The sequence below is a fragment of the Pseudoduganella sp. GW821-FHT05F09 genome, assembly GCF_059419605.1.
In genome coordinates this window covers 767465-791777 of sequence record NZ_JBWKSD010000001.1, presented here as the reverse complement: position 1 = coordinate 791777, position 24313 = coordinate 767465, and the positions used below count along the sequence as shown (strand labels likewise).

The 24313-nt window shown below is 66.1% G+C and carries 15 protein-coding genes and 1 pseudogene; 9 read left to right on the top strand and 7 right to left on the bottom strand.

Annotated features, from left to right (window positions below):
• Nucleotides 1-90: 90 nt before the first annotated feature.
• Complete coding sequence (locus AC07S4_RS03400) at nucleotides 91-1173, top strand: transporter (protein WP_494985244.1); 1083 nt, start codon at nucleotides 91-93, stop codon at nucleotides 1171-1173.
• Here AC07S4_RS03400 and AC07S4_RS03395 read toward each other — a convergent pair.
• Nucleotides 1160-2269, bottom strand: a complete 1110-nt coding sequence (locus tag AC07S4_RS03395) for an HD domain-containing phosphohydrolase (RefSeq protein ID WP_494985243.1) — start codon at nucleotides 2267-2269, stop codon at nucleotides 1160-1162. The genes AC07S4_RS03400 and AC07S4_RS03395 overlap by 14 nt on opposite strands.
• Nucleotides 2266-5406, bottom strand: a complete 3141-nt coding sequence (locus tag AC07S4_RS03390) for a response regulator (RefSeq protein ID WP_494985242.1) — start codon at nucleotides 5404-5406, stop codon at nucleotides 2266-2268. The genes AC07S4_RS03395 and AC07S4_RS03390 overlap by 4 nt, the downstream gene beginning before the upstream one ends.
• Before the next feature lie 180 nt (nucleotides 5407-5586).
• Here AC07S4_RS03390 and AC07S4_RS03385 point away from each other — a divergent pair, with 180 nt between their 5' ends.
• Nucleotides 5587-7461, top strand: a complete 1875-nt coding sequence (locus tag AC07S4_RS03385; RefSeq protein ID WP_494985241.1) for an AI-2E family transporter — start codon at nucleotides 5587-5589, stop codon at nucleotides 7459-7461.
• Here the strand turns inward: AC07S4_RS03385 and AC07S4_RS03380 are convergent.
• From AC07S4_RS03380 to AC07S4_RS03360, 5 genes are all read right to left on the bottom strand, one after another.
• Entirely contained in the window at nucleotides 7454-9142 is a 1689-nt protein-coding gene (locus AC07S4_RS03380; protein WP_494985240.1) for a serine hydrolase, read from the bottom strand. The genes AC07S4_RS03385 and AC07S4_RS03380 overlap by 8 nt on opposite strands.
• Nucleotides 9143-9259: 117 nt before the next feature.
• Entirely contained in the window at nucleotides 9260-9775 is a 516-nt protein-coding gene (locus AC07S4_RS03375; protein ID WP_494985239.1) for a 2'-5' RNA ligase family protein, read from the bottom strand.
• 330 nt (nucleotides 9776-10105) lie between these two features.
• Nucleotides 10106-11386, bottom strand: coding sequence for a cyanophycinase (locus tag AC07S4_RS03370; protein ID WP_494985238.1), 1281 nt, complete (start codon nucleotides 11384-11386; stop codon nucleotides 10106-10108).
• Between the two features lie 54 nt (nucleotides 11387-11440).
• The gene (locus AC07S4_RS03365) at nucleotides 11441-14185 is read right to left on the bottom strand and encodes a TonB-dependent receptor (protein WP_494985237.1); all 2745 of its coding nucleotides are present in this window, start codon (nucleotides 14183-14185) and stop codon (nucleotides 11441-11443) included.
• 85 nt (nucleotides 14186-14270) lie between these two features.
• Nucleotides 14271-15209, bottom strand: a complete 939-nt coding sequence (locus AC07S4_RS03360; RefSeq protein ID WP_494985236.1) for a MurR/RpiR family transcriptional regulator — start codon at nucleotides 15207-15209, stop codon at nucleotides 14271-14273.
• A gap of 161 nt (nucleotides 15210-15370) precedes the next feature.
• Here AC07S4_RS03360 and AC07S4_RS03355 point away from each other — a divergent pair, with 161 nt between their 5' ends.
• The 7 genes and pseudogenes from AC07S4_RS03355 to AC07S4_RS03325 all read left to right on the top strand — a co-directional run bounded on the left by AC07S4_RS03355 (nucleotide 15371) and on the right by AC07S4_RS03325 (nucleotide 24262).
• Nucleotides 15371-16501 (top strand): succinylglutamate desuccinylase/aspartoacylase family protein, encoded by a 1131-nt coding sequence (locus tag AC07S4_RS03355; RefSeq protein WP_494985235.1) that lies wholly within the window; start codon nucleotides 15371-15373, stop codon nucleotides 16499-16501.
• 7 nt (nucleotides 16502-16508) lie between these two features.
• Nucleotides 16509-17894 (top strand): YfcC family protein, encoded by a 1386-nt coding sequence (locus tag AC07S4_RS03350; RefSeq protein ID WP_494985234.1) that lies wholly within the window; start codon nucleotides 16509-16511, stop codon nucleotides 17892-17894.
• A 203-nt stretch (nucleotides 17895-18097) separates the two neighbouring features.
• A pseudogene (locus AC07S4_RS03345) lies at nucleotides 18098-18199 on the top strand (AMP-binding enzyme); the annotation flags it as partial.
• A gap of 227 nt (nucleotides 18200-18426) precedes the next feature.
• A complete protein-coding gene (locus tag AC07S4_RS03340) occupies nucleotides 18427-19821 on the top strand; it encodes an alkaline phosphatase D family protein (protein WP_494985233.1) in 1395 nt (464 codons plus the stop codon).
• A 13-nt stretch (nucleotides 19822-19834) separates the two neighbouring features.
• Complete coding sequence (locus AC07S4_RS03335) at nucleotides 19835-20473, top strand: glycoside hydrolase family 19 protein (protein ID WP_494985232.1); 639 nt, start codon at nucleotides 19835-19837, stop codon at nucleotides 20471-20473.
• Between the two features lie 31 nt (nucleotides 20474-20504).
• Nucleotides 20505-21356 (top strand): lipase family protein, encoded by an 852-nt coding sequence (locus tag AC07S4_RS03330; protein ID WP_494985231.1) that lies wholly within the window; start codon nucleotides 20505-20507, stop codon nucleotides 21354-21356.
• A 155-nt stretch (nucleotides 21357-21511) separates the two neighbouring features.
• The gene (locus AC07S4_RS03325) at nucleotides 21512-24262 is read left to right on the top strand and encodes a TonB-dependent receptor (protein WP_494985230.1); all 2751 of its coding nucleotides are present in this window, start codon (nucleotides 21512-21514) and stop codon (nucleotides 24260-24262) included.
• Nucleotides 24263-24313: the final 51 nt, after the last annotated feature.

Sequence of the window (24313 nt, the reverse complement as noted above, 5' to 3'; positions counted from 1 at the left end):
CCGGCGGGGGCTTTTCCCGCCGCCGTTCAGCTCAACGGACGGCGGCGGTTTTTTTACCAACGATTTATAACAACGATGAAGGAGACACGCATGAGCCTGAAAAATAAAAGCGTAGGCCTGGCTTTGCTGGCAGCCAGCGCGGCCGGTCATGCCGCCGAAGGCTTCGAACCGCGCTACAACCTGGCCGGCAGCCTTGGCGGCGAAATCTTCGCCCCGCCCGACCAGACCGGATGGGCAATCGGCACGGCGCTCACGCGCGTGCCGGTGCGCCGCGTGTCGGGCGACGACGGCAAGGACTTGGTGCTGACACTGCCGGGCGCCACGCTGGCCGTGCCCGGCCTGCCGGGCGCGCTGCAGCCCTCTTACGGCGCCACGCGCGCAACGGTGCATGGCTACGGGGCCATGACGCGCTGGGACGTGGCGGTCGCCTATGTGAGCGCAGCACAGTACGGCGGCGGACGGCTGCTGACCGTGATCGACCTGCCCTTCATCCGCAAGGACCAGCAGATCGGCTTGAACGGCGCCACGCCCGCATTATCCTGGCCGGGGGCCGTACCGCCGGCGGTGCAGGCCGGCGTGGCGGGACAGTTCAACAGCCAGTACCAGGCCGGCCTGGCCGGCCAGGGCGCCGCCAGCTCGGGCGCGCTGCATGGGGCCGGCGACGCCGAACTCATGATGGGCTGGCAGCTGGTACGCGAGCAGTGGCGCGTGCTGGCGGGCGCAGCGCTGGTGCTCCCCACCGGAAAATACAACGCCGCGCCCGACCCGGACACCGGCACCGGCAACTTCCGCACCCTGCGCCCGGCGCTGCAAGTGGCTTACCTGCCCACGCCGCAAGTGGCGCTGGGCGCCAAGCTGTCGCTCGGCCTCAATACGCGCAACCGCGACAACCAGCTACGCAGCGGCAACTGGGCCGGGCTGGAACTGGCGGCCGGCTATATGACGCCGATCGGCGTGGTCGGCCTGCACGCCTTGCGCGTGCAGCAGTACCAGGACGACGACAATAACCCCTTCGGCGCCAGCCGCTTCCGCTCCACCAACGCGGGCGCTTACTTCACCACCAAGGTGCCCGTGCTGGACGCGGTGATCACGCTGCAGTACATCGACACCACCTCGTCGCGGCACGCCAAGCATGGCAGCTTTACCCAGCTGCGCATCATCAAGCTGCTTTGAGGACCGCGATTTCCTCGTGCGGGTCTGCCAGGCGGCGCGCCACCTCCTCAAAGGCGGGCAGGATGCGCACGAAGGCGTCCACTACGGCCGGGTCGAAGTGGGCGCCGCGTCCGCGCACGATGAATTCGGCCGCCTGCGCGGCGGGCATGGGCTCCTTGTAGGGACGGCGCGCCATCAGCGCGTCGAACACGTCGGCCACCGCCATCAGGCGCGCCGCCAGCGGAATCGCCTCGCCGGCCAGGCCGCGCGGATAACCGGAACCATCCCATTTCTCGTGGTGGCCGCCGGCGATCTGCATGGCCAGTTCAAGGAATTTACCGCGCGCCCCCATCTGGCGCCCCGCGCGCGCCAGCATGTCGCAGCCGCGCTGGGCGTGGGTCTGCATCACGGCCCATTCATGCGGTTCGAACTTGCCCGGCTTGAGCAGGATATGGTCGGGAATGGCGATCTTGCCGATGTCGTGCAGCGGAGCCGACCTGGCCATCAGACCGATGGTGGCCGGCGTCAGCACGTCCGCGTAGGCAGGCAGCAGCGCCAGCTCGCAGGCCAGCAGGCGCACGAATTCGGAGGTGCGGCGCACGTGGTTGCCGGTGTCCTCGTCGCGGAATTCGGCCAGCGACACCATCACGTCGATGGACGCGTCCTGCAGCTGGTGGATGTCGGCCAGGCCTTCGTCGACGCGCCGCTGCAAGTGGTCCTGCCAGGACTTGAGCGCCAGCTGCGCCTTCACGCGCGCCGCAACGATGGGCGGGCTGATGGGCTTGTGGATGAAGTCCACCGCGCCCAGCGCCAGGCCGCGCTCCTCGTCCTCCTGCCCTGCGCGCGCGGTCAGGAACAGCACCGGCACGCGCGCCAACTGCGGCTCGGCCTTCAGCCGGCGGCACACTTCGTAGCCGTCCAGGCCGGGCATCATCACGTCGAGCAGCACCAGGTCCGGCGCCTCGGTGCGCGCCAGGGTCAGGGCCTTGTGCCCGTTATTGGCCAGCAGCACACGGTATTCGCCCTGCAGCAGGCTGGCCAGCAAGCTCAGATTGGCGGGGGTGTCGTCCACCACCAGCACGGTAGCGCGCGGCGGCAAGTCGGGGAAAGCGGTCATGATGCAGGTTCCGGTTGCGGCGCGGCGGACAACACCGCCAGCGCCTGGTCAAAGTCAAATTGGTCGAGCGCCCTGCCCAGGCGGCGCGCGGCGGCCCGCCCCAGCAGGCTTTCGCCTTCGTGCCGGCAGGCCGCCCACAGCGCCAGCGCACCGCTGTCGCACGCCGCCAGCATGGCGCGCAAGCCCGGCAGCCAATCGTCCGGCGGGGCGGACTGCGCGCCCGTCGCTGCGGTGCACACGCCGGCCGGCAGCCGCGCCGTATCCTGGGACACGTCGGCGGCGGCCGCAGGCCCCGCATCAAGCGTATCGCCAAGCGCCGCCGCCAGTTGCAGCAACGGCGGCGCCAGACCCGCCAGGCTGGCGTTGGCTGCCGCTCCCGCGCCCGCGCGGCAATCGCGTTCCAGCTGCGCTGCCAGCGCGCCCACCCGCTCCGCCCCGAGTGTGGCGGCCAGGCCGTGCAGCGTATGCGCCCGGCGCTCGGCCTCCTGCCAGCTGCCGTCCGCCAGATGTGCCTCCAGCGCGGCGGGAAAGCCTGCGTACTCCAGTGCGAAATCCGCAAGCAGGCTGCGATACAGCGCAAGCTGCCCCCCTGCGCGCCGCAAGCCTGCCGCCGCGTCCAGTCCCGGTACCGCCGCCAGCCGCCCTGTATCCGGCGGCGGCTGCGGTGGCTGCGGCTGCGCCGGCTGCGGTAATGGACCGGCAAAGTGATTCAGCTCCGCGCCGTCAAAGTGCCGCGCCAGCGCAGCGTACAGCGCGGCCGGCTCAACCGGTTTGCAGAGGTGGCCGGTCATGCCGGCTGACGCGCAGCGCTCACGTTCTTCGGCCAGGGCATGGGCAGTCATGGCAATGACGGGCAAGCCTGCAAAGCGCGGGTCCTGCCGCAACTGCCGCGTGGCCTCATACCCGTCCATCACGGGCATCTGCACGTCCATCAGCACTGCGTGGAAATGCCCCGGGCCGCAAGCCCGCAAGCGCTCCAGCGCTGCCGCCCCATGTTCCGCCGCGTCCACCTGCACACCCTGCATGGCCAGCAGCTCGCAGGCCACCTGGCGATTGGCCGGCTGGTCTTCCACCAGCAGCACCCGCATGCCATGCAAACCCGGCGCCCGCGCAGCCTGGGCCAAAGGAAGAGGCAGCGCCACACCCAGCACGCCGGCCAGCAGCAGCCGCAAACCGGCCGGCTGCACCGGCTTGGCCAGGCAGCCCTGCAAATGCGCCGCCGTGCAAGCCTCCTCGGCCAGCGCCGGATCGCCCACGGTCAGCACCGCCACGGGCGGCAGCGGCAGCCCTTCGGCCGCCATGCCCGCCAGCCAGGCGGCGCAGTCCTGCTGCGGCAAGTCCCAGTCCAGCAGCAACAGCTGATAGGGACGGCGCCACTGCTGCGCTGCTTCCAGCCGCGCACGCGCAGCGGGCAGTCCCGCCACCACGTCGATCGCGCCGTCCACGCCCGCAGCGCGCAACAGGTTCTGCAACGCCAGCCGGGCAGCGGGGAGATCGTCCACCACCAGCACGCGCAGCCCGGCAACGGCTGGTGGCAAGACCGGCTCCGGCGCCGGGCCGGCCGGTGCGCGCTCCAGAGGCACCACGGCGGAAAAACGTGCGCCGTCGCCCGGCCGGCTGTCGGCCGAGATGCGCCCGCCCATCAGGCCCACGAGCTTGTGGCAAATGGCTAGGCCCAGGCCCGTACCGCCATACTTGCGCGTGGCCGAACCGTCGGCCTGGGTGAACTCCTGGAACAGGCGGCCCAGCTGCGCACTGTCCATGCCGATGCCGGTATCGCGCACGGTGAAATGCAGTGCCACTTTGCCGGCCTCACGCTGCTCCTGCCGCTCCAGCTGCACCAGCAGCCGGATGCTGCCTTGCTCGGTGAACTTCACCGCGTTCGACAGCAGATTGGTCAGCACCTGGCCCAGGCGGAGCGCGTCGCCCACCAGCATGCCGCCGCCGGCCACCAGCTCGCGCTCGCCCAGGTCCAGCACCAGCTCCAGCCCTTTTTCCTGCGCGCGCGGCTGCACCAGCGCCAGGGCGTCGGCCAGCACTTGCTCCAGCTGGAACGGCGCCGGCGCCAGCTCCATCTTGCCCGCCTCCACCTTGGAGAAATCCAGGATATCGTTCAACAAGGCCAGCAAGGCCGTCGCGGCCTGGTGCACTTGCGCCACATAGCCGTGCTGGCGCGGCGTCAGCCCGCTTTGCAGGGCCAGATAGGCCATGCCGATAATGGCGTTCATGGGCGTGCGGATTTCGTGGCTCATATTGGCCAGGAACATGGACTTGGCGCGGCTGGCGTCGTCCGAATACTGGCGCGCCCGCTCCAGTTCCTGCTGCACGGTGGCGCGCTGATGCAAGTCGCGTTCGATGGCGCTGGCCATGCCGTTGTAGGCGCTGCCGAGCGCCGCCAGTTCCTGCACGCCAAACGCGTCGCCCAGTTCCTCGGACGCCCCAGGCCCGCCCACGCGCACGCTGTAATCGCCTGCGGCCAGCGCAGCCGCCGCGCGCGACAAGGCGCGTATCGGCCGCAGCACCTGCCGCTGCAGCACCCAGGCTGCGGCCAGCACCAGCGCCAGGCAGCCCAGCAGGCAGGCCAGCGTGGCGGTGATCAGATAGTCGAGCCGCTGCTGCGCAGCCTCGAGCTGGGCGCGCGTGCGCAGTTCCGTAGCGCCGGCCAGCTCCGCCAGCGCATCCGCAAGGGTGGACTGGAGTTGCTGGTATGGGCCGCTGTGCACCAGGGCGCCCGCCAGTTCCAGCCGCGCGCCGCGGCTGCCTGCTCCGCGCACCGCATCGAAGGCCTGGAGATCAAGGCGCTGAAGAGCGGCCGTTGCGGCTTGCACGCGCGCCAGGGCCGACAACTCGGCGGCGCCCAGTCCCTGCGCAGGCAGGCGCGCCGCTGCGGAAAAGCCGCCTCCGGCGGACTGCCGCCGCAACGCGGGGCGTCCGGCCGCAACGTCCTTCCAATAGGTGGCCAGCTGCCCAGCTTCCTGTTGCAGGCCGTTGGTCAGCGCATGCGCGCGCTGGCGCTGCTCCTGGGCGCGCACCGCCTCGCCATGGGTGCGCAGTATCAGCCCCAGCAAGGCCGCATTGAGCGCGAGCGACAGCAGCGCAATACCGGAAAAGCCGAAGGTAACGCGGCGTAGTTTCATAGCCAGCACTCCCGCAGGCAGGGTGGCCGCACCTGGCGTCCAACGGTTGATGACATGGCAGAATCTCTCAATGCAGTGACTGTGCCGCGTTTCCGGCACAAACGAATGCTATGTCATGATGACATTAAAGTCAATATGAAATGGCATTCCGCTTGCAAAATGACGTATGCGTCATTATGATTGCAAGCCTTTCTCCATGCCGCTTTCCACCCCGTGCCCCTCTCCGTCAGCCCTTCACCCGCCGCGCGCCTGCCCGCATCCACCGTCCTCAGCGCCTGCTGCCTGCTGGCGGCGCTCCACTTTGGACGCGCCGTCCTGCAGCCGCTTGCCCTGGCCGCCATCCTGAGCCTGGTGGCCGCGCCCCTGATCCGCTCCCTTGGTCGCCTTGGCATGGGACGCCTGCCCGCCATGATCTCCGCGCTGCTGCTGGCAGGCGGCGGCCTGGCCGGCGCCGTCCTGATACTGGCCACGCAGCTGGTGAGCGTGAGCGCCGAGCTGCCGCAGTACCGTTCCGCCATCCAGCTGAAGGCGGAGCAGCTGCGGGCCGCCGTGGAACGTCCGTTCGCGCATGTGACGGCCGGCCTGGACGCGGTGGCGCCGCTGCAGGCGCCCGGCGCGGCTTCCGGCCCTGCCCCTGCCCCTGCCCCCGCTGCCGCCCCGCCCGCCCCGCCTGCCGCCGTACCGCGCGACGCGCTGGCCCACGTGGCCACGCTGGCCTGGGCGCCGCTGGGCGAGGCCGGCCTGGTGCTGGTGCTGCTGATGTTTATGCTGCTGGAGCATGAGTCGCTGCAGGACCGCCTGATCCGGCTGACGGGCCAGGGCGACGTGAGCCGCACGGTGCGCGCGCTGGCCGACGCGGCACGCGGCGTGTCGCGCTTCTTTTTCTGCCAGTTCGTCGTCAATATCTGCTTCGGCGCCGCCATCGGCCTGGCGCTGTGGGCGCTCGGCCTGCCCCATGCCCTGCTATGGGGCGCCTTGTGCGGCGTGCTGCGCTTTGTTCCCTATGCCGGCGCGCTGGCCGCCGGCGCCGCCATCGCCTGCTTCGCCGCCGCCATTGACCCCGGCTGGCGCCTCGCGCTCTCCTGCCTTGCCACCTTCGGCGTGCTGGAACTGCTGGTCGCGCACCTGGTCGAGCCCAAGGTGTATGGGCACAGCACCGGCTTGTCGCCGCTGGCGGTGGTGGTGTCCGCGCTGTTCTGGGGGACGGTATGGGGTCCGGTGGGCCTGCTGATCTCCACGCCGCTGACGGTATGCCTGGTGGTGGCGGGACGCCACGTGCGGGCGCTGGAACCGCTGGCCATCCTGTTTGGGCAGGCGCCGGACGTGACGGCCGCCCAACGCTTCTTCCAACGCGCCCTGTCCGGCGAGACCGGCGCCATTCTGCGCGACGCCGCCGCGCTGCTGCGGCGCGCCAGCTTCGCGCGCTATTGCGATCAGATCCTGGTGCCCGGCCTGGGGCTGGCAGCCACCGAACTGCGGCTCGGCCTCATCGACGCCAGGCAGCAGGACCACCTGCGCTCCACGGTGGCGGAAGTGGCGGAAGCGCTGGCGCCCAGCGGCGCGGCGCCGGGCCGCAGCCGGCGCCGCATTTCGCTGCTGGACGCCAACGTCGGCGCGCATCTGCGGCGGCTGCGCGAAGCCCGCCTTGGCCGCTGGCAAGGCTCGCTCGACGTGCCGCAGCGCTCCATTGTGCTGTGCGCCGGCCTGCCCTCCGAGCGCGACGAAGTGATCAGCGAACTGCTGGCGCGCGCACTGCGCGAGGCCGGCATCGACGCGCGCAGCGTCGCCCTGCCCCTGCCTTACGAAGAACACGATCCCGGCAAGGCCGCGCTGATATCGACGGTGATCGTTCCCAGTCCGCTGCCGGAGGAACTGGAGGCGTGGCTGCAAGCCATAGGCGCGTTGCGCGCGCTGCTACCGCAAGCCTTGGTGGCGGCCATACTCCTGCCGGCCGACGAAATGGCCGGTACCGTCGCCGCCATCCAGTCCGCCGTCGACATGGACTTGCGCTCATTCGAGGAGTGCGTGGCCTTCGTGGCGCCCAAGCCTATTTAACCAGCGGCGCCGGCATGGTGCGTCCACCCTGGTTCAGCACCAGCACATGGCTGCCGTCCGGGTTTTTGGTGAAGTTGACCTGGGCGTCCACCACCTTGACGAAAAAGTTTGTGTCGCTAGTGGCAAACAATTCGAACGGCGGCTGGTTGGTGGCCTGGGCGATGAACTTCTCCCCCTCGCGCCGCACCTCGATAATGAAGTTGGGCGCCAGCTGGTATTTGCCGACATAGCCGTCCAGCACCGCCGGCGCCACTTTGACTTCAACCCGCGCCGGCAGCGCGGCGGCGTCGCCGGTGCGCGGATAGACGGTAGAATTGCCGTCCCGGGACACGGTCACCTGCGTCACGGCGCCCTTGGCGTCGCGCGCAAAATCTGCGGTGATCAGCGATTTGCCGACGAAGAAGCCATTCTCCGAGTGCGGCCGCAGCAGCGTGGTGCTGCCGCCGCTGCGCGCCATCGACAGCCGCCCGTTCTCGACGCGGATAGTGCGCGTTTCAGGGCCGGGGCCGCCGTACACGCCGGCGAAGGCCGCCAGCGCCTTGGCGTCCAGCGTGATCTCCTTGTACTCGGTGTAGGGTTTGCCGATAACCAGCGCGGCCGCCTTCATGGCCATCATCTCCGGCGCAACGTTGCCGGAATCGGCATTGCCCAGCACGACGACATACACCTTCTCCTGCGGCAGGCGCAGGGCGTAAGTGGCGAAACCGTTGATGCCGCCGCCGTGTCCCATCATCGGGCTGCCCTTCAGATTGCCGATCGCCCAGCCATAGCCATAGTTGGTGGACTTGCCGTCCGCCAGCGTGTACGGGGTGAAGGCCATTTTCCAGCTGGCCGGCTTGAGCAGCTTGCCCTGCGCGATCGCCTGGTCCCAGCGGTTCAAGTCGTCCACGGTCGAAACCAGGGAGCCCGCCGCATACGGCAGCGCCATGCTGAGCGGCGCGGAAGGCTCGAAGGCGTCGCCCTTCTTACTGTAGCCGGCCGCGCGCAGCGGCGGCGTGCGCTCGTACCCTTCGTAGGCGGTCTGGGCCATGCCCAGCGGGACGAAGATGCGCTGCTCGACAAACTTGGCGTAGCTCTGGCCGGAAATCTTTTCGATAATGGCGCCGAGCAGGAAATAGCCCGAGTTGTTGTAGGCGTAGCGGGTGCCCGGCTCGAACTCCAGCGGGTCGTTCTTGAACGTGTCTATCATCTGCGCCACCGTCAGGTCGGTGTTCATGGCGGCCATGAAACCGGGCTTGCTGGTGTAGCTGACGATGCCCGAGGTATGCGTCAGCAGATGTTCAATCGTGATCTTCTTGCCCTTGGTCGGATAATCCGGCAGATACTTGGTAATGTCGTCCTGGACCGACAGCTTGCCCTCGTCGGCCAGCATCAGGATGGACACGGCGGTGAACTGCTTGGTGATCGATCCCAGGCGCAGCGACATCTCCGGCGTCATCGCCTGCTTCTTCTCGATATTGGCCATGCCGTAGGCCTTGCGCAGCAGCGGCTTGCCATCGCGCGCCACCAGCACGGTGATGCCGGGATCGGTGGCCTTGTAGTTGGAGCCGATGACGGCGTCGAAGCGCTCGGCGAACGATGGTTCAGCTGCGGCTGCGGCCACCGGCGCCTCCTGGGCGGCGAGGTAGGGCGTTTGCAGCAGGATCAGCGTGGCGACGAAAATGGCCGAGGGCTTGAACATGTATTGACTCCTTGGAATGAGGCGGGGTCCGCACCATGCGGACAGCCCGGGAATCATAATATATTTTTTGCAAGCTGCGGCCAGCGGGCAATGCGACGAACTGCAGGAATCAGGGCGTCAACGCCCCGCTGCGAGCGCCCAGCTGCGCACCACTTCATGCCGGGAGAGGCCGATGTGGCTCTTGACGAGGGCGAATTCGGCGGCGCGGAATCCGATGGGTTCAATGCGCGTGGCCGGCAGGCGATGGTGCGGGTCATAGCAAAGCGTCATATGCGGCTCGTAGGAGCGCGACGGCTTGAAGCCCTGGTCCGCCATGGCGCAGCCCAGCACCGTGCGCAGCCTGTGCACGCCGCCCAGGCCGCCCTCCTCTTTCCCGCCCAGCAGCACCAGCGGCCCCTGGGGACCGGAGAACGTGAGGGCTGAGTCGAAGCGCAGATCGAAGGCGGACAATTGCACGGCGTCCGCCGCGCGGCATGCCGCATCCAGCTCGGCTGCGGCTATGTCGTCGCCCACCGCGTCCAAGCTGATATGCAGCCGGTCCGGCCCCAGGCGTTTGCCGGTAACGCCATGCGCCGCCAGCAGGCTGCGCGCAAACGCATCGATCCGCGCGGCATCCTCAGGAGCAGGACGCACGGCAAAGAACCAGGAATGCTTCGGCCCTGTAACCGGTGCACGGGGCTGGCGAACACGGGGAGCGGGCGCTGGCACGTCCCCAAAAAGATCCTGCTCAAACATCGGTTTACCTTCAAGCCACGGCCGGGCACTGGTGGACAAAGCAGTATTGTCTCAGGTTCGGATCGCCGCTCGCAAGCCGCACGGCGCCGCTCAAGCCAGCATGCCAGGACGCTTGTCGAGGATTTTGAGGATCATCTCGCCAAAGAGCGTATTGGCCCAGGCGAACCAGCTGCGCGGGCAAGTCGAGATCGCGGCGCACGCCATCCAGCCCCTGCTGCGCAGCCACGGTCAGCGCGACTGCAGATCGCGCCGCATGGGCAGAGGCACGATGTCCAGCAGCACGTCGCGGATGGAGTAGGCGGAGGACGTGGATGAAGGATAGGCGCGCGTCTGCGCCGTGCGCGTGAAACGGAAACCGAACGCGGTTTCCGGCGCCGCGCTGCGCGGATCGCCGCTGGCCAGGCCGAAGGCTTCCTGCTGGTCGCTGTCGACCAGGCGCTCCATCAGGTCCAGCACTGCGTTGTTGCCGAGGATGTCGTTGCTGTAGAGCGGCCCCTTGTTCGAGGGCGGATCGCCTGCGGCAATGGCTGCCTCCTTGTCCGGCCCGGGCTTGTGCACGCCCGTGGCCAGGTCCAGCTGGTCGCCGTGATCGAGGTAGCTCAGCTTGACCGCGCGCGCGCCGAATACGCCGGCCACCGGCGCAGCCGCCGCTTCCGACAGGTCCACCATCAGCACGCCCTTGTAGCCTATCACCTCGGCCTGGCGCTGCTGCCGCACCACCAGCGCGCTGTTCTCGTCCACGCCGAAGCCCACGCGGTAGCCCTTGTTCATCATAGCCGGCACCATGCGCGCCAGCCGTCCACGGATCAGGAAATGCTGGTCGATGAAAACGCTGCCGCCGATGAAGCCCAGGCCCGGCGACAGCGATTTTTCCGGCTGCAGGCCGCGCCGCAGCGCTTCCCACACCGGCGGCGCGTCGTCGAACATGGTGGTGCTCATAATGGCTGCGCCGGCGCTGGTGCCTGCCACCATGCCGCCACGGCGGTACATGTCCCACATCGCCTCCAGCGCCGCCGTCCTGCTGCCGTCGGCGCGCAGCAGCGCTTGCGTGATGCGGCCCTGGTCGCCGCCGGCGAAATACACGCCGCCGGATTCGCGGATGCGCTGCGCCAGCGCCGCGTCCTCGGCGGCCTGGCGGTAGTCGCTTCCTGCCATGCGCGGCGCAATGGGGGCGATGAACGGATCGGCGCCGTAGCGGCGCAGCGCGGCTGCAATCTGCTCGCCGGAACGGGCGGGATTGCCTGCGGCGGTGGGCAGCACGGCAATGCGCGCGCCCGGTCCGCCGGACAGCGCCACGATGCGGGACCAGACGTCGGCATTGTCGGCGCGCAGCGCGCCGCCCACGATCACCAGCGTGCCGGCGGGCGCAGCGGCCTGCTCCACCGATGCAGCAGCAACGGTAGCAGCAGCGGCGGCCGCCTCCGCCCCGAACGCCGCGCCCGGCAGCAGCAGGCATGCCAACATCGCCGCCATGGCCGGTACAGCGCGGCCAGCAAACTTGATACCCATCCGGTTCTCCTAGATTAAGCCGCGCCGGCGGAGCCGCCGGCGCGGTCTGCCATTCTAGCGGAAGCTGTAGCTCACGCTGGCAAAAGCGCTGCGTCCGCGCGGGTCCGTGTAGGTCGGATCATAGCCAGCCAGGAAGTAGTAAGCCTGGTTGGAGTACGGCGGGGCCGTGTCCGCCAGGTTCAGCACACCGGCGCGCAGCTTGAGCTGCTTGCTCAGGCTCCAGCTGGAGGTCAGGTCCCACAGCGAATAGGCCTTCACGCGGCGCGACGGCAGCACCTTGTCGCTGGCCGGGTCATACGTGGTGTTCTGGTCCTGGTAGCCGGACGAGAACTGGTTCGCCAGCGTCAGGCTCGCCGGCCCCTGGTCCCAGCCGAAGCTGATACGGTGGCGCCAGCGCTGTATCACCTGGTCGTTCAGGAACAGGCCCAGGTTGCTGCGGGTAGCCTCCAGGGGACCAAACTGGCGGTCATATTTGACGATCAGCGTGCCGCTCAAATTATTGCTGAAACGTCCCACGCTGGTCTGCGCGCCCTTGTAGTCGTAGCCCAGGTCCAGGCCGGCGGTATTGAGCCTGCCCTGGTTTTCCTTCTGCAGCAGGATGTTGGTGATAAAGCCGTCCGCGTCGCGCTGGATGTACTTGCCGTTGTACTTGGCCGGATTGTCGACGATGATCTGCTCGCCCAGCGTGCTGATGACGTCGGACTTGCGGATGTTCCAGTAGTCGGCGCTGAAGGACAGGCCCGCGCCCGCGTCCAGCACCGCGCCCAGCGAGAACTGGCGCGACTTCTCCGGCTTCAGGTTTGGATTGGAGCGGCGCTCCACCGGCCATTGGTCGGTACAGCCGTCTATGCTGTCCAGGCCCTGCTTCACGCACTGCGGATCGGTCAGGAAGCTGGACGCGCTGCCGTAGGTGGTGGGACGCTTCAGGTCCGCCAGCGACGGCGCGCGGAAGCCGGTGCCGGCCGAGCCGCGCAGCACCAGTTCGCGCGCAGGCTGCCAGCGCACACCCAGCTTGGGATTGGTGGTGGAGCCCACTTCGCTGTAGCGGTCGTGGCGCAGCGCGGCCTGCACTTCGAGTTGCTTGGTGAGCGGCGCGTTGATTTCGGCGTAGGCCGAGCGCACGGTGCGGCTGTCGTCCGTGGCCTTCAGGTCGGTGGTGGATCCTGCGGCCAGGCCGGAATCGCGGTCGCCCGCGATGTTATTCGACAGCAGCAGCTTGGACGGCGTGAACGTGGTGTGTTCGCGCCGCAGTTCGGCGCCCAGCGCCAGGGCCAGGTCGCCGCCCTCCAGCGCCATCAGGGCTTTGGACAACTTGCCGTCCAGCGCGGTCGACGTACCCTTGGATTTGCGCGCTTCGTCGTTCACCTTGATGCTGTTGATCAGGTCACGCCCGGCCTGGCTGGATGGGCCGAATGGGTTGATGGCGCCTGAGCGCACGCCCGCCTCGAAGCGGTCGTAGAGCACATAGCCGTCCACATATTCGTCCACCGCCTTGTTCTCGGCGCGGGATAGGCCTGCGTCGTAGTCCCAGCCGCCCAGGGTGCCGTTCGCGCCCAGCACCAGGCGCTGCGCGTCGCTGGTCACTTCGTTGCTGCGGTTGCCCGCTTCGGTCATGCGGTAGCGGATGCCGCTGAAGGTCGTCGGCAGGCCGGATCCGGTGAGCGCGGCGCGATATTTTTCCGGCAGCAGGCTGACCGGCAGGTTGCGGATACGCTGCGGATTGGGGCTCAGCACGTAGCGGCTCTCGGCCTGCGACTGCACCAGCTCGAAGAACAGCTGGTTGTCCGCACCCAGCTGCAAAGTGGCGCGGCCGACAAAGCCGATCTTGCTCGCTTCCGGGTAGATCTCGGTGTCTTCCATGTAGTCGTAGCTGCAACCAAGCTTGCCGCCAGGGCCGGAGGGTGCGTACACGGTGGCCGGCGGCGCGCAGTCCGGCGCGGCCGGATTGATGCGGGTGGCGGTGCTGCCTGCGGCCAGCACGCCGGCCTTGATCAGCGCATTGCGCTGCGCCGACGAGATGTCGATATTGGCCGGATAGGTGTTGCTGGACATGAGCGCGGGCAGATTGGCCGCCAGCGGGCGCTCCTTGATGAAGTCGCGCTGGCCGGAGCGCAGCGAGTCCAGCTTCTGCACGTCCAGCACGCCGAACACGTTGAAGCGGTCCGTGGCCAGGCTGCCGAAGCCGCCGCTGATGCTGGCCGTGCGCTTGCCCGCGCCGCCTTCCTGCGTGCCTGCCGCCGAAGCGTTCAGGTCCAGGCCCGTGTAGTCCTTGCGGGTGATGAAATTGATCACGCCGCCGATGGCGTCGGTGCCGTAGATGGCCGAAGCGCCGTCCTTCAGCACTTCCACGCGCTGGATGGCGCCGGCCGGGATATTGTTCAGGTCTACGCCCGCGTTGTCGCCGGGGGAGGCAAAGTTGGCCAGGCGGCGGCCGTTCAGCAGCACCAGCGTGGACGACACGCCGATGCCGCGCAGGTTGGCGCCGTTGAAGCCGCGCTGGCCCGAGGTGCCGTCGGTGATGCTGGCGCCGTCCGACAGCGGCGCCGTGTTGGCGCTGATGTTCTTCAGCAGCTCGGCCGCCGTGGTGACGCCGGACTTGTCGATGTCTTCGCGCTTGATCACCTGCACCGGCAGCGCCGTTTCAGCGTCGATGCGCTTGATGGAGGAGCCGGTGATTTCCACCCGCTGGATCGCCTGGGCCGGCGCGGCGCTCTGCGCATGGGCGCCGGCGGCAGCCGCCCCGACGCCGACGGCCAAGGCCAGGCGTATGGAACAGGACAGCACATTTGCTTTGGGCATAGCTCCGCCCGTCTCGTGACACAGACTCATTGCAACTCCCTTGGATTTTAGTTGTGGATACCGCTGTTGGAACCGCTTGCGCCTCTTATCTGGCGTTCTTTTTTGGCCGCGCGGGCAAGGCCGCGTCGGCGCCGTAGAGGTAGGCCGAAATTGCTTCGGTCAGGCGGGCGGCCTTCTCCACATTGTCCTTGTTTGAAACCATGAGCGACACCACCAGCGCTTCGATCAGCGCCACTGCCGCCGTCGAGCTGCTGGGCAGCACCGGATGGCTGCTCTGCGCGTACAGCACGTGGTCCGCCAGCTCAGCCAGCGGCGAGGCCGGCGAGTCCGTCAGCGAAACAATGCTGGCCTGGCGGCTGCGCGCGAAATTGGCCAGCCTTATCACGTCCAGCGCATAGCGCGGGAAAGAAATCACGATCAGCACATCCTTGGCGGTGATGGTGGCCAGGTGGCCGGCCGCCACTTCGGTGCCGCCGTGCCCCGCCACTTCCACCACGTGCGGGCAGAAAGGCTGCAGGTGCATGGCCAGCAGGCCCGCCAGGTGGGTGGACAGGCCGAAGCCCATCACATAGACCGTGCCTGCGCGCGTCAGCTTGTGCACCACCTTGTCCATTTCAGTCAGCGACAAACCCTTGCCGGTGGCGCCGATATTGGCGGCGGCGAATTCCAGGCTCTCGGTGGCGGGCGACGCCGCGCCTTCGCGCCGCTCTATATTGTTGCGCAGCTTTTCCACCGGCTGCAGCACTCCTTGCAGCACCTCGGCCACCGCGCCGCGCATGGCCGCGTAGTTCTTGAAGCCGATGTCGCGCGCAAAGCGGCTGATGGTGGCGGTGGACACCTGGCAGCTCTCGGCCAGTTCTTCAATGCCCAGCGCCGTCACGCGCACCTGGTTGCGCAGCAGGTAGTCCGCAATGGTCCGGTAGGAGGAAGACCCCTCGCCCAGCACGCGTATCAGCGCCTGGCCCAGCTCCGAATGGGCGAAGGCCACTTCGGGCGACTGCGATTCGTGGACGGACTTTTTCATGCGGCGTATTCCTGTTGCGATCATCGATAGCGCAACTGTACGCATAACAAAAACAAAACTCAAACATTTTCTGTAAATTTATTTACATGAATTTACTTTGTGAAAAAACTGCTACATAATCGGCCGCACTTCACCACTCCAGGTCAACAACAAGGCACACCATGCGAACAGAAAAACACATTATTTCGGCGCCCCAGAGCAGCGCCCGGTTCGAGCTCACCACTTACCGCTTCGGCACGCCGGGCAGCGGCAGGAAGGCCTACATCCAGGCGGGGCTGCATGCCGACGAAGTGCCCGGCATGCTGGTGGCGCAGTTCCTGCGCAAGCAGCTGGAGGCGCTGGAGGCGGCGGGCAAGGTGCGCGGCGAAATCATCCTGGTGCCGGCGGCCAATCCCATCGGCCTGTCGCAAGCTATCCACGGCGCGCCGTTCGGCCGCTTCGACCTGGGCACGGGCGTCAACTTCAACCGGGCGTACAAGCATGTGGCGGAGGACCTGAAAGTGGCGCTGCACGGCCTGCTGGGCGCGAACGCCGAAGACAATGTGCGCGCCATACGCCGCGCCGCGCTGGAGTCGGTGGCGGCATGGCAGCCGCGTTCGGACGGCGAGGCACATAAAAAACTGCTGCAGGAAATGGCCATCGACGCGGACATCGTGCTGGACCTGCATTGCGACAACGAGGCCGTGCTCCATATCTACGCGGGCACGCCGCTGGCGGACGCGGTGGCGCCGCTGGCACGCCTGACAGGTGCACACGCCGTGCTGCTGTCCACCGCCGCCGGCGGCGATCCATTCGATGAAGCGTGCAGCCGCCTGTGGTGGGACTTGCAGGCCCACTTCGGCGACGCCATCCCCATTCCGCCGGCCTGCATGGCCGCCACGGTTGAGCTGCGCGGAGAAATGGACGTGGGCTACGAGCTGGCGCAGCAGGACGCGAACGCGCTGCTGCGCTTCCTCGCGGGCGAGGGTGTGCTGGCCGGCGAAACGGACGCCCTGTCCTCGCCTTTGCCTTTGGCATTGTGCGCCGCCACACCGCTGGAAGGCGTTGAGGCCCTGCTGGCGCCGCACGCGGGCGTGCTCGTGTACACCCGCGCCCTGGGCGAACGGGTGCGCACAGGGGACGCGCTGGCGGACATCATCGACCCCGCCAGCGGCGCCGCCACCACCGTGCGCTGCACCGTGGACGGCGTATTCTTCGCCCGCAGCGCGCACCGCCATGTGCTGCGCGGCTGGAACATCGGCAAGGTGGCGGGCGCACAGGCGTTCCGCTCCGGCGACCTGCTCAGCCAATAGGAATGCCATGAAACTGCGCCTCCCCAACACCTACGTACTGGTCTTCGCCATCCTGGCGCTGATCGCCCTGTCCACCTGGATTATCCCGGGCGGAAAATACGACACCCACCTGGTCAACGGCAAGCAGCTGATCAACCCGGCCACCTTCCACTACATCGACAGCAACCCGCAAGGCCTGCCCGCGCTGCTGATGGCGCCCATCAAGGGATTTGCCGAAGCGGGCCTGATCATCGGCTTCATCCTCATCGTCGGCGGCGCCTTCGCCGTTCTGCAAAAGACCGAAGCCATCGACGCGCTGATCAAATCCATCGCCCGCGCGCACGAGCACTCGCGTTTTGTGCGCGCTGCGCTGATCCCGGTCTTCATCACCCTGTTCTCGCTGGGCGGTGCGACATTCGGCATGAACGAGGAGGCGATTCCCTTCATCCTCATCTTCGTGCCGCTGGCGCTCGCGCTGGGCTACGACACCATCACCGGCGTATCGATTCCCTTCCTCGGTTCGCAGGTCGGCTTCGGGGCCGCCTTCCTGAATCCGTTCAACGTCGGCGTCGCGCAAGGCATCGCCGGCGTGCCGGTGTTCTCCGGCCTGCACTACCGGCTGATCTGCTGGCTGGCGGCCACGGCCATCACCGCGCTCTTCCTTATGTGGTACGCGGCCCGCATCAAGCGCCACCCGCAACTCAGCCCCACCTACCTGCTCGACCTGGAAAAACGCGCCGAAAACCAGGGCGGCCTGGCTGGACTGGAAGGCATGACGGCCAAACACAAGCTGGTACTGTGGGTATTCGCCGCATCGCTCGCGGGCATGGTGCTGGGCGTAGTGCAGTTCGGATGGTATATAGAACAGATCGCCGCGCTGTTCCTGGTGATGGGCATCGTCATCGGCGTAATCGGCGGCCTGGATTCGGACGGGCTGGTGGCGGCCTTCGTGCACGGCGCGCGCGACCTGGTGGGCACCGCGCTGATCATCGCGCTGGCGCGCGGCACCATGATACTGGCGCGCGACGCCAACATCATCGACACCATGCTGCACGGCCTGATGCCGCTGGTGCAGTCCTCCAGCCCCGTGTTCGCCGCGCAGAAAATGTTCGGCATCCAGACCGTGATCAACTTCTTCATCCACTCCGGTACCGGCCAGGCCTCGCTGACCATGCCCATCATGGCGCCGCTGGCGGACCTGGTGGGAATCACGCGCCAGACCGCCGTCCTCGCCTTCCAGTTCGGCGAGCTGACCACCGCCATCATCCCCACCTCCGGCATCACCGTCGGCGTGCTTGCGCTGGCGCGCGTGCCCTGGATTACCTGGGCCAGATGGCTGCTGCCGCTGCAGCTGGCTTACGTGGCCATGGCCTTGCTGCTGCTGATTCCACCGAGCCTATCGTCCTGGAGCTGAGACGGCGCCTCCTGCGCATGGCATTTTCATAAGCGTCTTTGCAAAATATCGCAACAGCGCGCAGCCCGCGCGGAGAACTGGCCGTGGTTGGCCCCCGGCAGCGGCAAGAGCACTTGCGTACGCCGGCGCGCGACAGCGCCTCATGCAGCGCCGCCGATTGCGCAAACGGCACCACCGGGTCCGCCGTGCCGTGTATGGCAATGCGGCATCCCGCAGTCCAGTTCGCCGCAGCAGTGGGCAAACCGGACGCCTATGCCGGCGAGCTGCCCGTGGTCTTCGTGGTGCTGCGTCCCGGCGCCGGCGCCGCTGGCCCGCATTCGCGCCGTTGCCAGCGCGGACCAGCTTCCCGAACTGAACGCCGCCATACGCGGGGCACTTGCCGGATTCAGCCTGCACTACGAACTGGCCTTTGAAACCGCCGGCAACACCGGGGAATAGCATTGTTACTATTGGTGAGAAACCGGGCAATTTTTCGTGGGCATAATACGTTGTAGGAATGCTCCTATAGACGTAGGACTTTAAGAGGCTCGCCATGAAAGTCGCTTATCCCACGCTTGGCCCCATCATTGGCTACACCACGGCTACCGAAACCCGCATCTGGCTCCGCGGGGAATTTGAAAGCCAGGGCGATACTGCGCGGCGCTGTTTCGGTGTCGTGCAATATCGCCTGCCAGGCACGAATTCCTGGTCCGCGCCGATTTTCAACAAGCTCGAGCCGCATTTCGATATGTCCGGCGTTTTCTCGCTGAGCGGATTGGATGAACATACCCGCTACGAATATCGCGCGGGCTGGTTCTTTGCCGACGAAGAACTCGATAGCGTAAAAAAATTCCTGGAAGACCAGTTGGAATGGCACACGCAGTTTTCATCCTTTGTCAGCGCCGCCGCGCCGGGCAAGGCCCCACGCGCCTATGTCGTCGGCTCGTGCCGCTATCTGTTGCGGCTGTTTGGCGGCAGCATATTCGATGACCGGGGCGACAAGACGTTTCAAACCATCGCCCGCCAAATCAGCCAGGGTCTCGGCGTGGATGCCCTGCTGATGATAGGCGACCAGATTTACGCGGACGACCTGAATTTCTTCGGACAAGACGAAAAAATAGACCAGTTCCTGAAACGCTACCGTACCGTCTTTGGCCAGCAGGGTATCCGCGAGCTGATGGGCAAAGTGCCGACTTATATGATACTCGACGATCACGAAATCGAGGACAACTGGCCCAGCAAGGCCAGCACCAAGGACCGCCTGACCCTCTACCCCAACGCGATTCACGCTTACCAGATTTATCAATGCAGCCACGGCCCGCTGTTCCAGGCGACGCCCGACGGCCGGATTTCAGGCACGCTGACCCACTTCTGGTATCAATTCAGCGATGGCTGCGCCGACTGGTTTGTGATGGATGCGCGTACCGAGCGCAGCCTGGCCAAGGGTGCAGTGCAAATGGTTAAGGACACCCAGTTGAATGCGCTGCTGGCGTGGCTGAACGATGGCAGCGGCCGCATCAAATTCATTGTGTCGTCCGTTCCCTTTATTCCCGACCTGATCAACGACAGGGATGATAAATGGGGCAACTTCATCGCCCAGCGCGACACCATCATCTCCCATGTCATCACCCACCGCATTCCGAATGTTGTGTTCGTTTCGGGCGATGTGCACTGCTCATTCTCCTGCAAAGTGGATCTCGGGGCGGGTATTTATATCCGCCAGCTCGTCTCCTCGTCATTTTTCTGGCCCTATCCGCATATGGACCGGGGCGATTTTGGCTTCGACAAATTTCTCAACACGGACACCGGCAGCCAATGGAAGGTGAACACGCCGTCTGCAATTTATTCCGAAGATAATTTCGTCAGGATCGAAGCAGCCCCCACCCGCATCGACGTCGAGTATTTTTCGCGCAAGGGGGATTCTCTGGGCAAGGACAACGTACTCTGAGGAGAAGGCGGCCATGGTCACAATAAGTGTTGCACAGGTATCGAAGCTCGCGCCCAGCATACGTTCCAGCTACCGGGATGCGGTACAGCAGGGACAGGCTGTCATCGACTTTTACGGCATCTCGGACAACGCGCTGCGGCTGGCGCATTTCATGGCCCAGATACTGCACGAATCCGGCGGACTGACGATACAGTTTGAAAATCTCAACTATAGCGCCCAGCGTTTGAGCGTGGTCTGGCCAAAGAGGTTCAAACCCAAGGGTCCACTGGATCCCGCGCTGTTTGCCCACAACCCTGAAAAACTGGCCAATGAAGTGTATGGCAACCGCATGGGCAATACCGCGCCGGGAGATGGCTACACCTACCGGGGGCGCGGGCCGATGCAATTGACGGGGAAAGACAGCTATCGCCACGCAACCGTCGAACTGCGGAAAAGGCTACCGCACGCACCTGACTTCGTTACTTTTCCCGATAGCGTAGTCGATGCGAATTGGTGCTTATGGATCGCCGCCGCCGAGTGGGCCGAAAAAGGCTGCAATGCCCTCGCCGACAAAGATGACGTCCGGGGCATTACGCTTAAAATCAACGGCGGATTAACCGGCTTGGACGAACGGGAAGAATGGCTGTCACGCACCAAGGCCATTTGGCATTAGGCGACTGGCCGACTTTGCAAACGGAGAAAACATGATCCCTTACGCGCCCAGCCGCCAAGCGCTGCTGCATCCGGAATCGCAGCCCACCGTTTTTCCCAGTCCTAAACCGCTCGACGAGGATGGCGTTTGTGCGGAACTGTCCCGGCTGGCCTACATCCGGTTTGAACAATCCGGCGAGGGACTGGAAGAACTGCAGCAAGCCCTGCAACGCGGCGGCCTGCAGTATGCGAAGCACTTTTACGACTCCGGCACGGGAACCCAAGCCTTTGCCGCCCTGAAGCCGGGCGGCGACGTGTTTCTTGTGTTTCGCGGCACGCAACCGGACGACCCGACCGATATCGGCACCGACGCCGACCTCATCCTGCGCCGGTGGCGCGGCCTCCCCGGAGAGGCTGCGGTGCACAGCGGATTCGCCTACGCACTCGACAGTATCTGGGACAAAGATATCCTGCCTTGGCTGGAAGGACACAAGGGCGCCAAACTCTGGCTCACCGGACACAGCCTTGGCGCGGCCCTGGCCACCCTGGCGGCGGCGCTCTGCCCGCAGGCGACACTGATCACCTTTGGTTCGCCCCGCGTCGGCAATCCGGCTTTTGCGCAATCCTTCGCGGAACAACGGGTCCGGCGCTTCGTCAATTGCTGCGACGTCGTCACGATGATCCCGCCCAACCTGATCGGCTACAAACACGTCGGCGCCATCCGCTATATCGACCGGCAAGGCGCCCGCCAGACATGGACCGATGAACGCATCTTCCAGCCCATCGAGATAGACCGCGCGAGCGCTCACGTGGACTACGTCCGCGACTACGTGTGGAAACTCGGCAATGTCAACAGCCGCGCACTGGCCGACCATACGCCCCTCAACTACGTCCGCGCCTTCTGAATTAGACCTCGTATTGTGGAAAGCCCGCAACACATGCTAGCTGCTTTTTTTGCAACAATGTGACGCGGCTTTTACACTGAGCCAGCCGCGCAGGCCCTGCCGCCCGCGCGCCGCACAACGCTCAGGCACTGAAACCACTTACGAGGACTGATCGCATGAAAATACCTGGCACGCACAAGGCGTCTGCATTCCGCCGCTCCCGCTGCACCCATGCCGTATTGCTCGCGCTTGGCAGCATGGGCTTGAGCGTCTACGCGCAAACCATGCCGCGCGTGGAAATCACCGGCTCCAGTATCAAGCGCATCGAGGGCGAGGCGGCGCTGCCGGTTGAAATCATCAAGCGCGAAGATATCGACAAGTCCGGAGTGACCACGGCAGCCGAACTGCTGCAAAAGATTTCCTCGAATGTGGGCGGCCTGACCGACGGCGCCAGCGTCAGCGACGTCATGGGCGGCCAGCGCGGCTTTAACGGCGCCAACCTGCGCGGCCTGGGTGTCTCGAGCACGCTGGTGCTGCTGAACGGCCGCCGCATGGCCAACTTCGCCAGCCCCGGCGACAATTCCGGCGTCGACCTGAACAACATTCCGGCCGGTGCCATCCAGCGCGTGGAAGTGCTCAAGGACGGCGCCTCGGCGATCTACGGCACCGACGCCATGGGCGGCGTGATCAACTTCATCACCCGCAAGGATTACCAGGGCGGCGATGCCAGCCTGTATGCGCTGGGCACCGACGAAGGCGGCGGCGGCAAAAAGTCCGCTTCGCTGTCCGGCGGCTTTGGCGCCTTGAGCACCGACCGCTTCAATGTGTTCGGCGCGCTGGACCTGCAGCAGACGGACCGGCTGGCCAGCTCGCAACGCGAATTCATGCAGGAATACAGCCTGCCCGACCGCTTGTCGCCGCAGCTGTCGAGCTACTCCTTCCCGGCCAACGTCGACCTGACTGCCGCCCAGTTGGCGACCCTGAACAAATCGGGCTACCTGAAGGGCGCCGGCCCCGGCGGCACCTATGTGCCATCGCAGGGGCGGCGCGTCAATTTCGGCAGGAGCAGCTGCGTGAACGGCAGTCCGAACGTGGTGCGTCCGCTCGGCCCCGGCGGCTCGGAAGGCTGCTCGTTCAACTATATGGGCGACTCGGAAGTCTATCCGGAATCGAAAAAACAGAGCTTCGTCGGCCGCGCCACCGCGCTGGTGGGCGACAACCACCAAGTGTTTGCGGAAGTTTTGCTGAGCAAAGCCGAAACCAGCTACGCCGCCTCTCCCGCCACCTCCAGCAGCATCAGCGCCAGCAACGGCATCCTCCTGCCAGCCGATCTGCAAGCCAAGACCGGCATCACCACCCCGGTCACCTTCCGCTTCCGCCTGTCGGACGCCGGCCGCCGCACCTCGGAGGTGACGAGCAAAGCGTCGCGATTCGTGGTGGGCGCGACCGGCAAGGCAGGCGACTGGGAATACGACGCGGCCTACAACCACAGCGTGAACAAGGCCACCGACCTGGATATCGATGGCTGGGTGTCGCGCACCAAAATGCTGGCTGGCATCGCCAGCGGCAAGTACAACCCCTTTGTCCCGGCCACGGACGACTCGGGCCGCAAGTTCATGGATTCGATCAAGATCAACGGCGCGGCGCGCATTTCCAAAGGCACCAGCGACAGCGTCGACGGCAAGCTGACGCGCTCGCTGATGGCGCTGCCCGGCGGCGATGTCATGCTGGCCGTGGGCGCCGAACTTCGGCGCGAAAAGACCGCGTTCACCTCCACCGAAGCGCTGCGCACCAACGACGTGCAGGGCGACCGCGCCAGCTCCGACGAATTGCTGGCCGACTCGTCCAACTCGCGCGACATCGCCGGCATCTACACGGAGATCAATGCGCCCTTCAGCAAGGAATGGGAAGGCCAGTTCGCGATCCGCCATGACCGCTACAAGGCCGTGCACGATCCGCTGACCAAGTTGTCCGCGCCGCAACTGAGCACCACCAATCCGAAAATCGCCGTGAGCTACCGTCCGAACAAGGAAGTGCTGGGCCGCGCTTCCTACGGCACCGGCTTCCGCGCGCCGTCGATTGCCGAACTGTTCCTGCCGGTACGTTCCGGCACCACGGCCAGCTTCGTGAAAGACCCGGTGTCGGGTGAAGTTGCCCAGTTCGATCTGGACCGCTACGGCAACCCAAAGCTGAAGCCGGAAAAGTCCAAACAGTTTTCGGCCGGCCTGGTGGTGGAACCGAACACGAACTGGAACGGCAGCCTGGACTACTGGATTATCCGCAAGTCCGACATCATTTCGGAAATCGGCGAGCAGACCGTGTTCGACAACCCGGTCTACTACAACGATCCGAAAATCGTGGTGCGCGACGAGGACGGTTTGGTTTCCTACCTGCAGTTCAAGAAAGAGAACCGTGGCAAGCTCAACACCTCTGGCCTCGATATGGCGGTGAACTGGCGCGGCGACGCGACCTCCATGGGCCGCTTCAGCGCCAGCTTGAACGGCACGCTGGTCACCCAGTACAAATTCCAGTCCGATCCGAACTCGCCGATGGCCGATGGCCTGGGCGTGTTCCGCGACGACAAGGCCGTGCAGCGCTGGCGCCACAAGGTCAATCTGGACTGGACCCAGGGCCCGGTCAACCTGAGCCTGGGCAACACCTTCTTCTCCAGCTATCTCGACCAGAACGTGCCGGGCCTGGCCGACCCGGGCTGGAACGACCGCAAGGTGAAAGCCTATTCGCTGTGGGATCTGACGGGTAGCTACGCGTTCACCAAACAGCTCAAGCTGCGCGCCGGCGTCATCAACATTGCCGACACGCCGCCGCCGTTCACCAACCAGTCGCGCTACTTTGAAGTGACCTGGGATCCGACCTACGGCGACCCGCGCGGCCGCTCGATGTTCGCCAACCTGCAGTACAAGTTCTGAGCCTTCCCTGAAGGCGCCCGGCCCTGCCAGCCGGCAGGCAGGGCCGCCCTT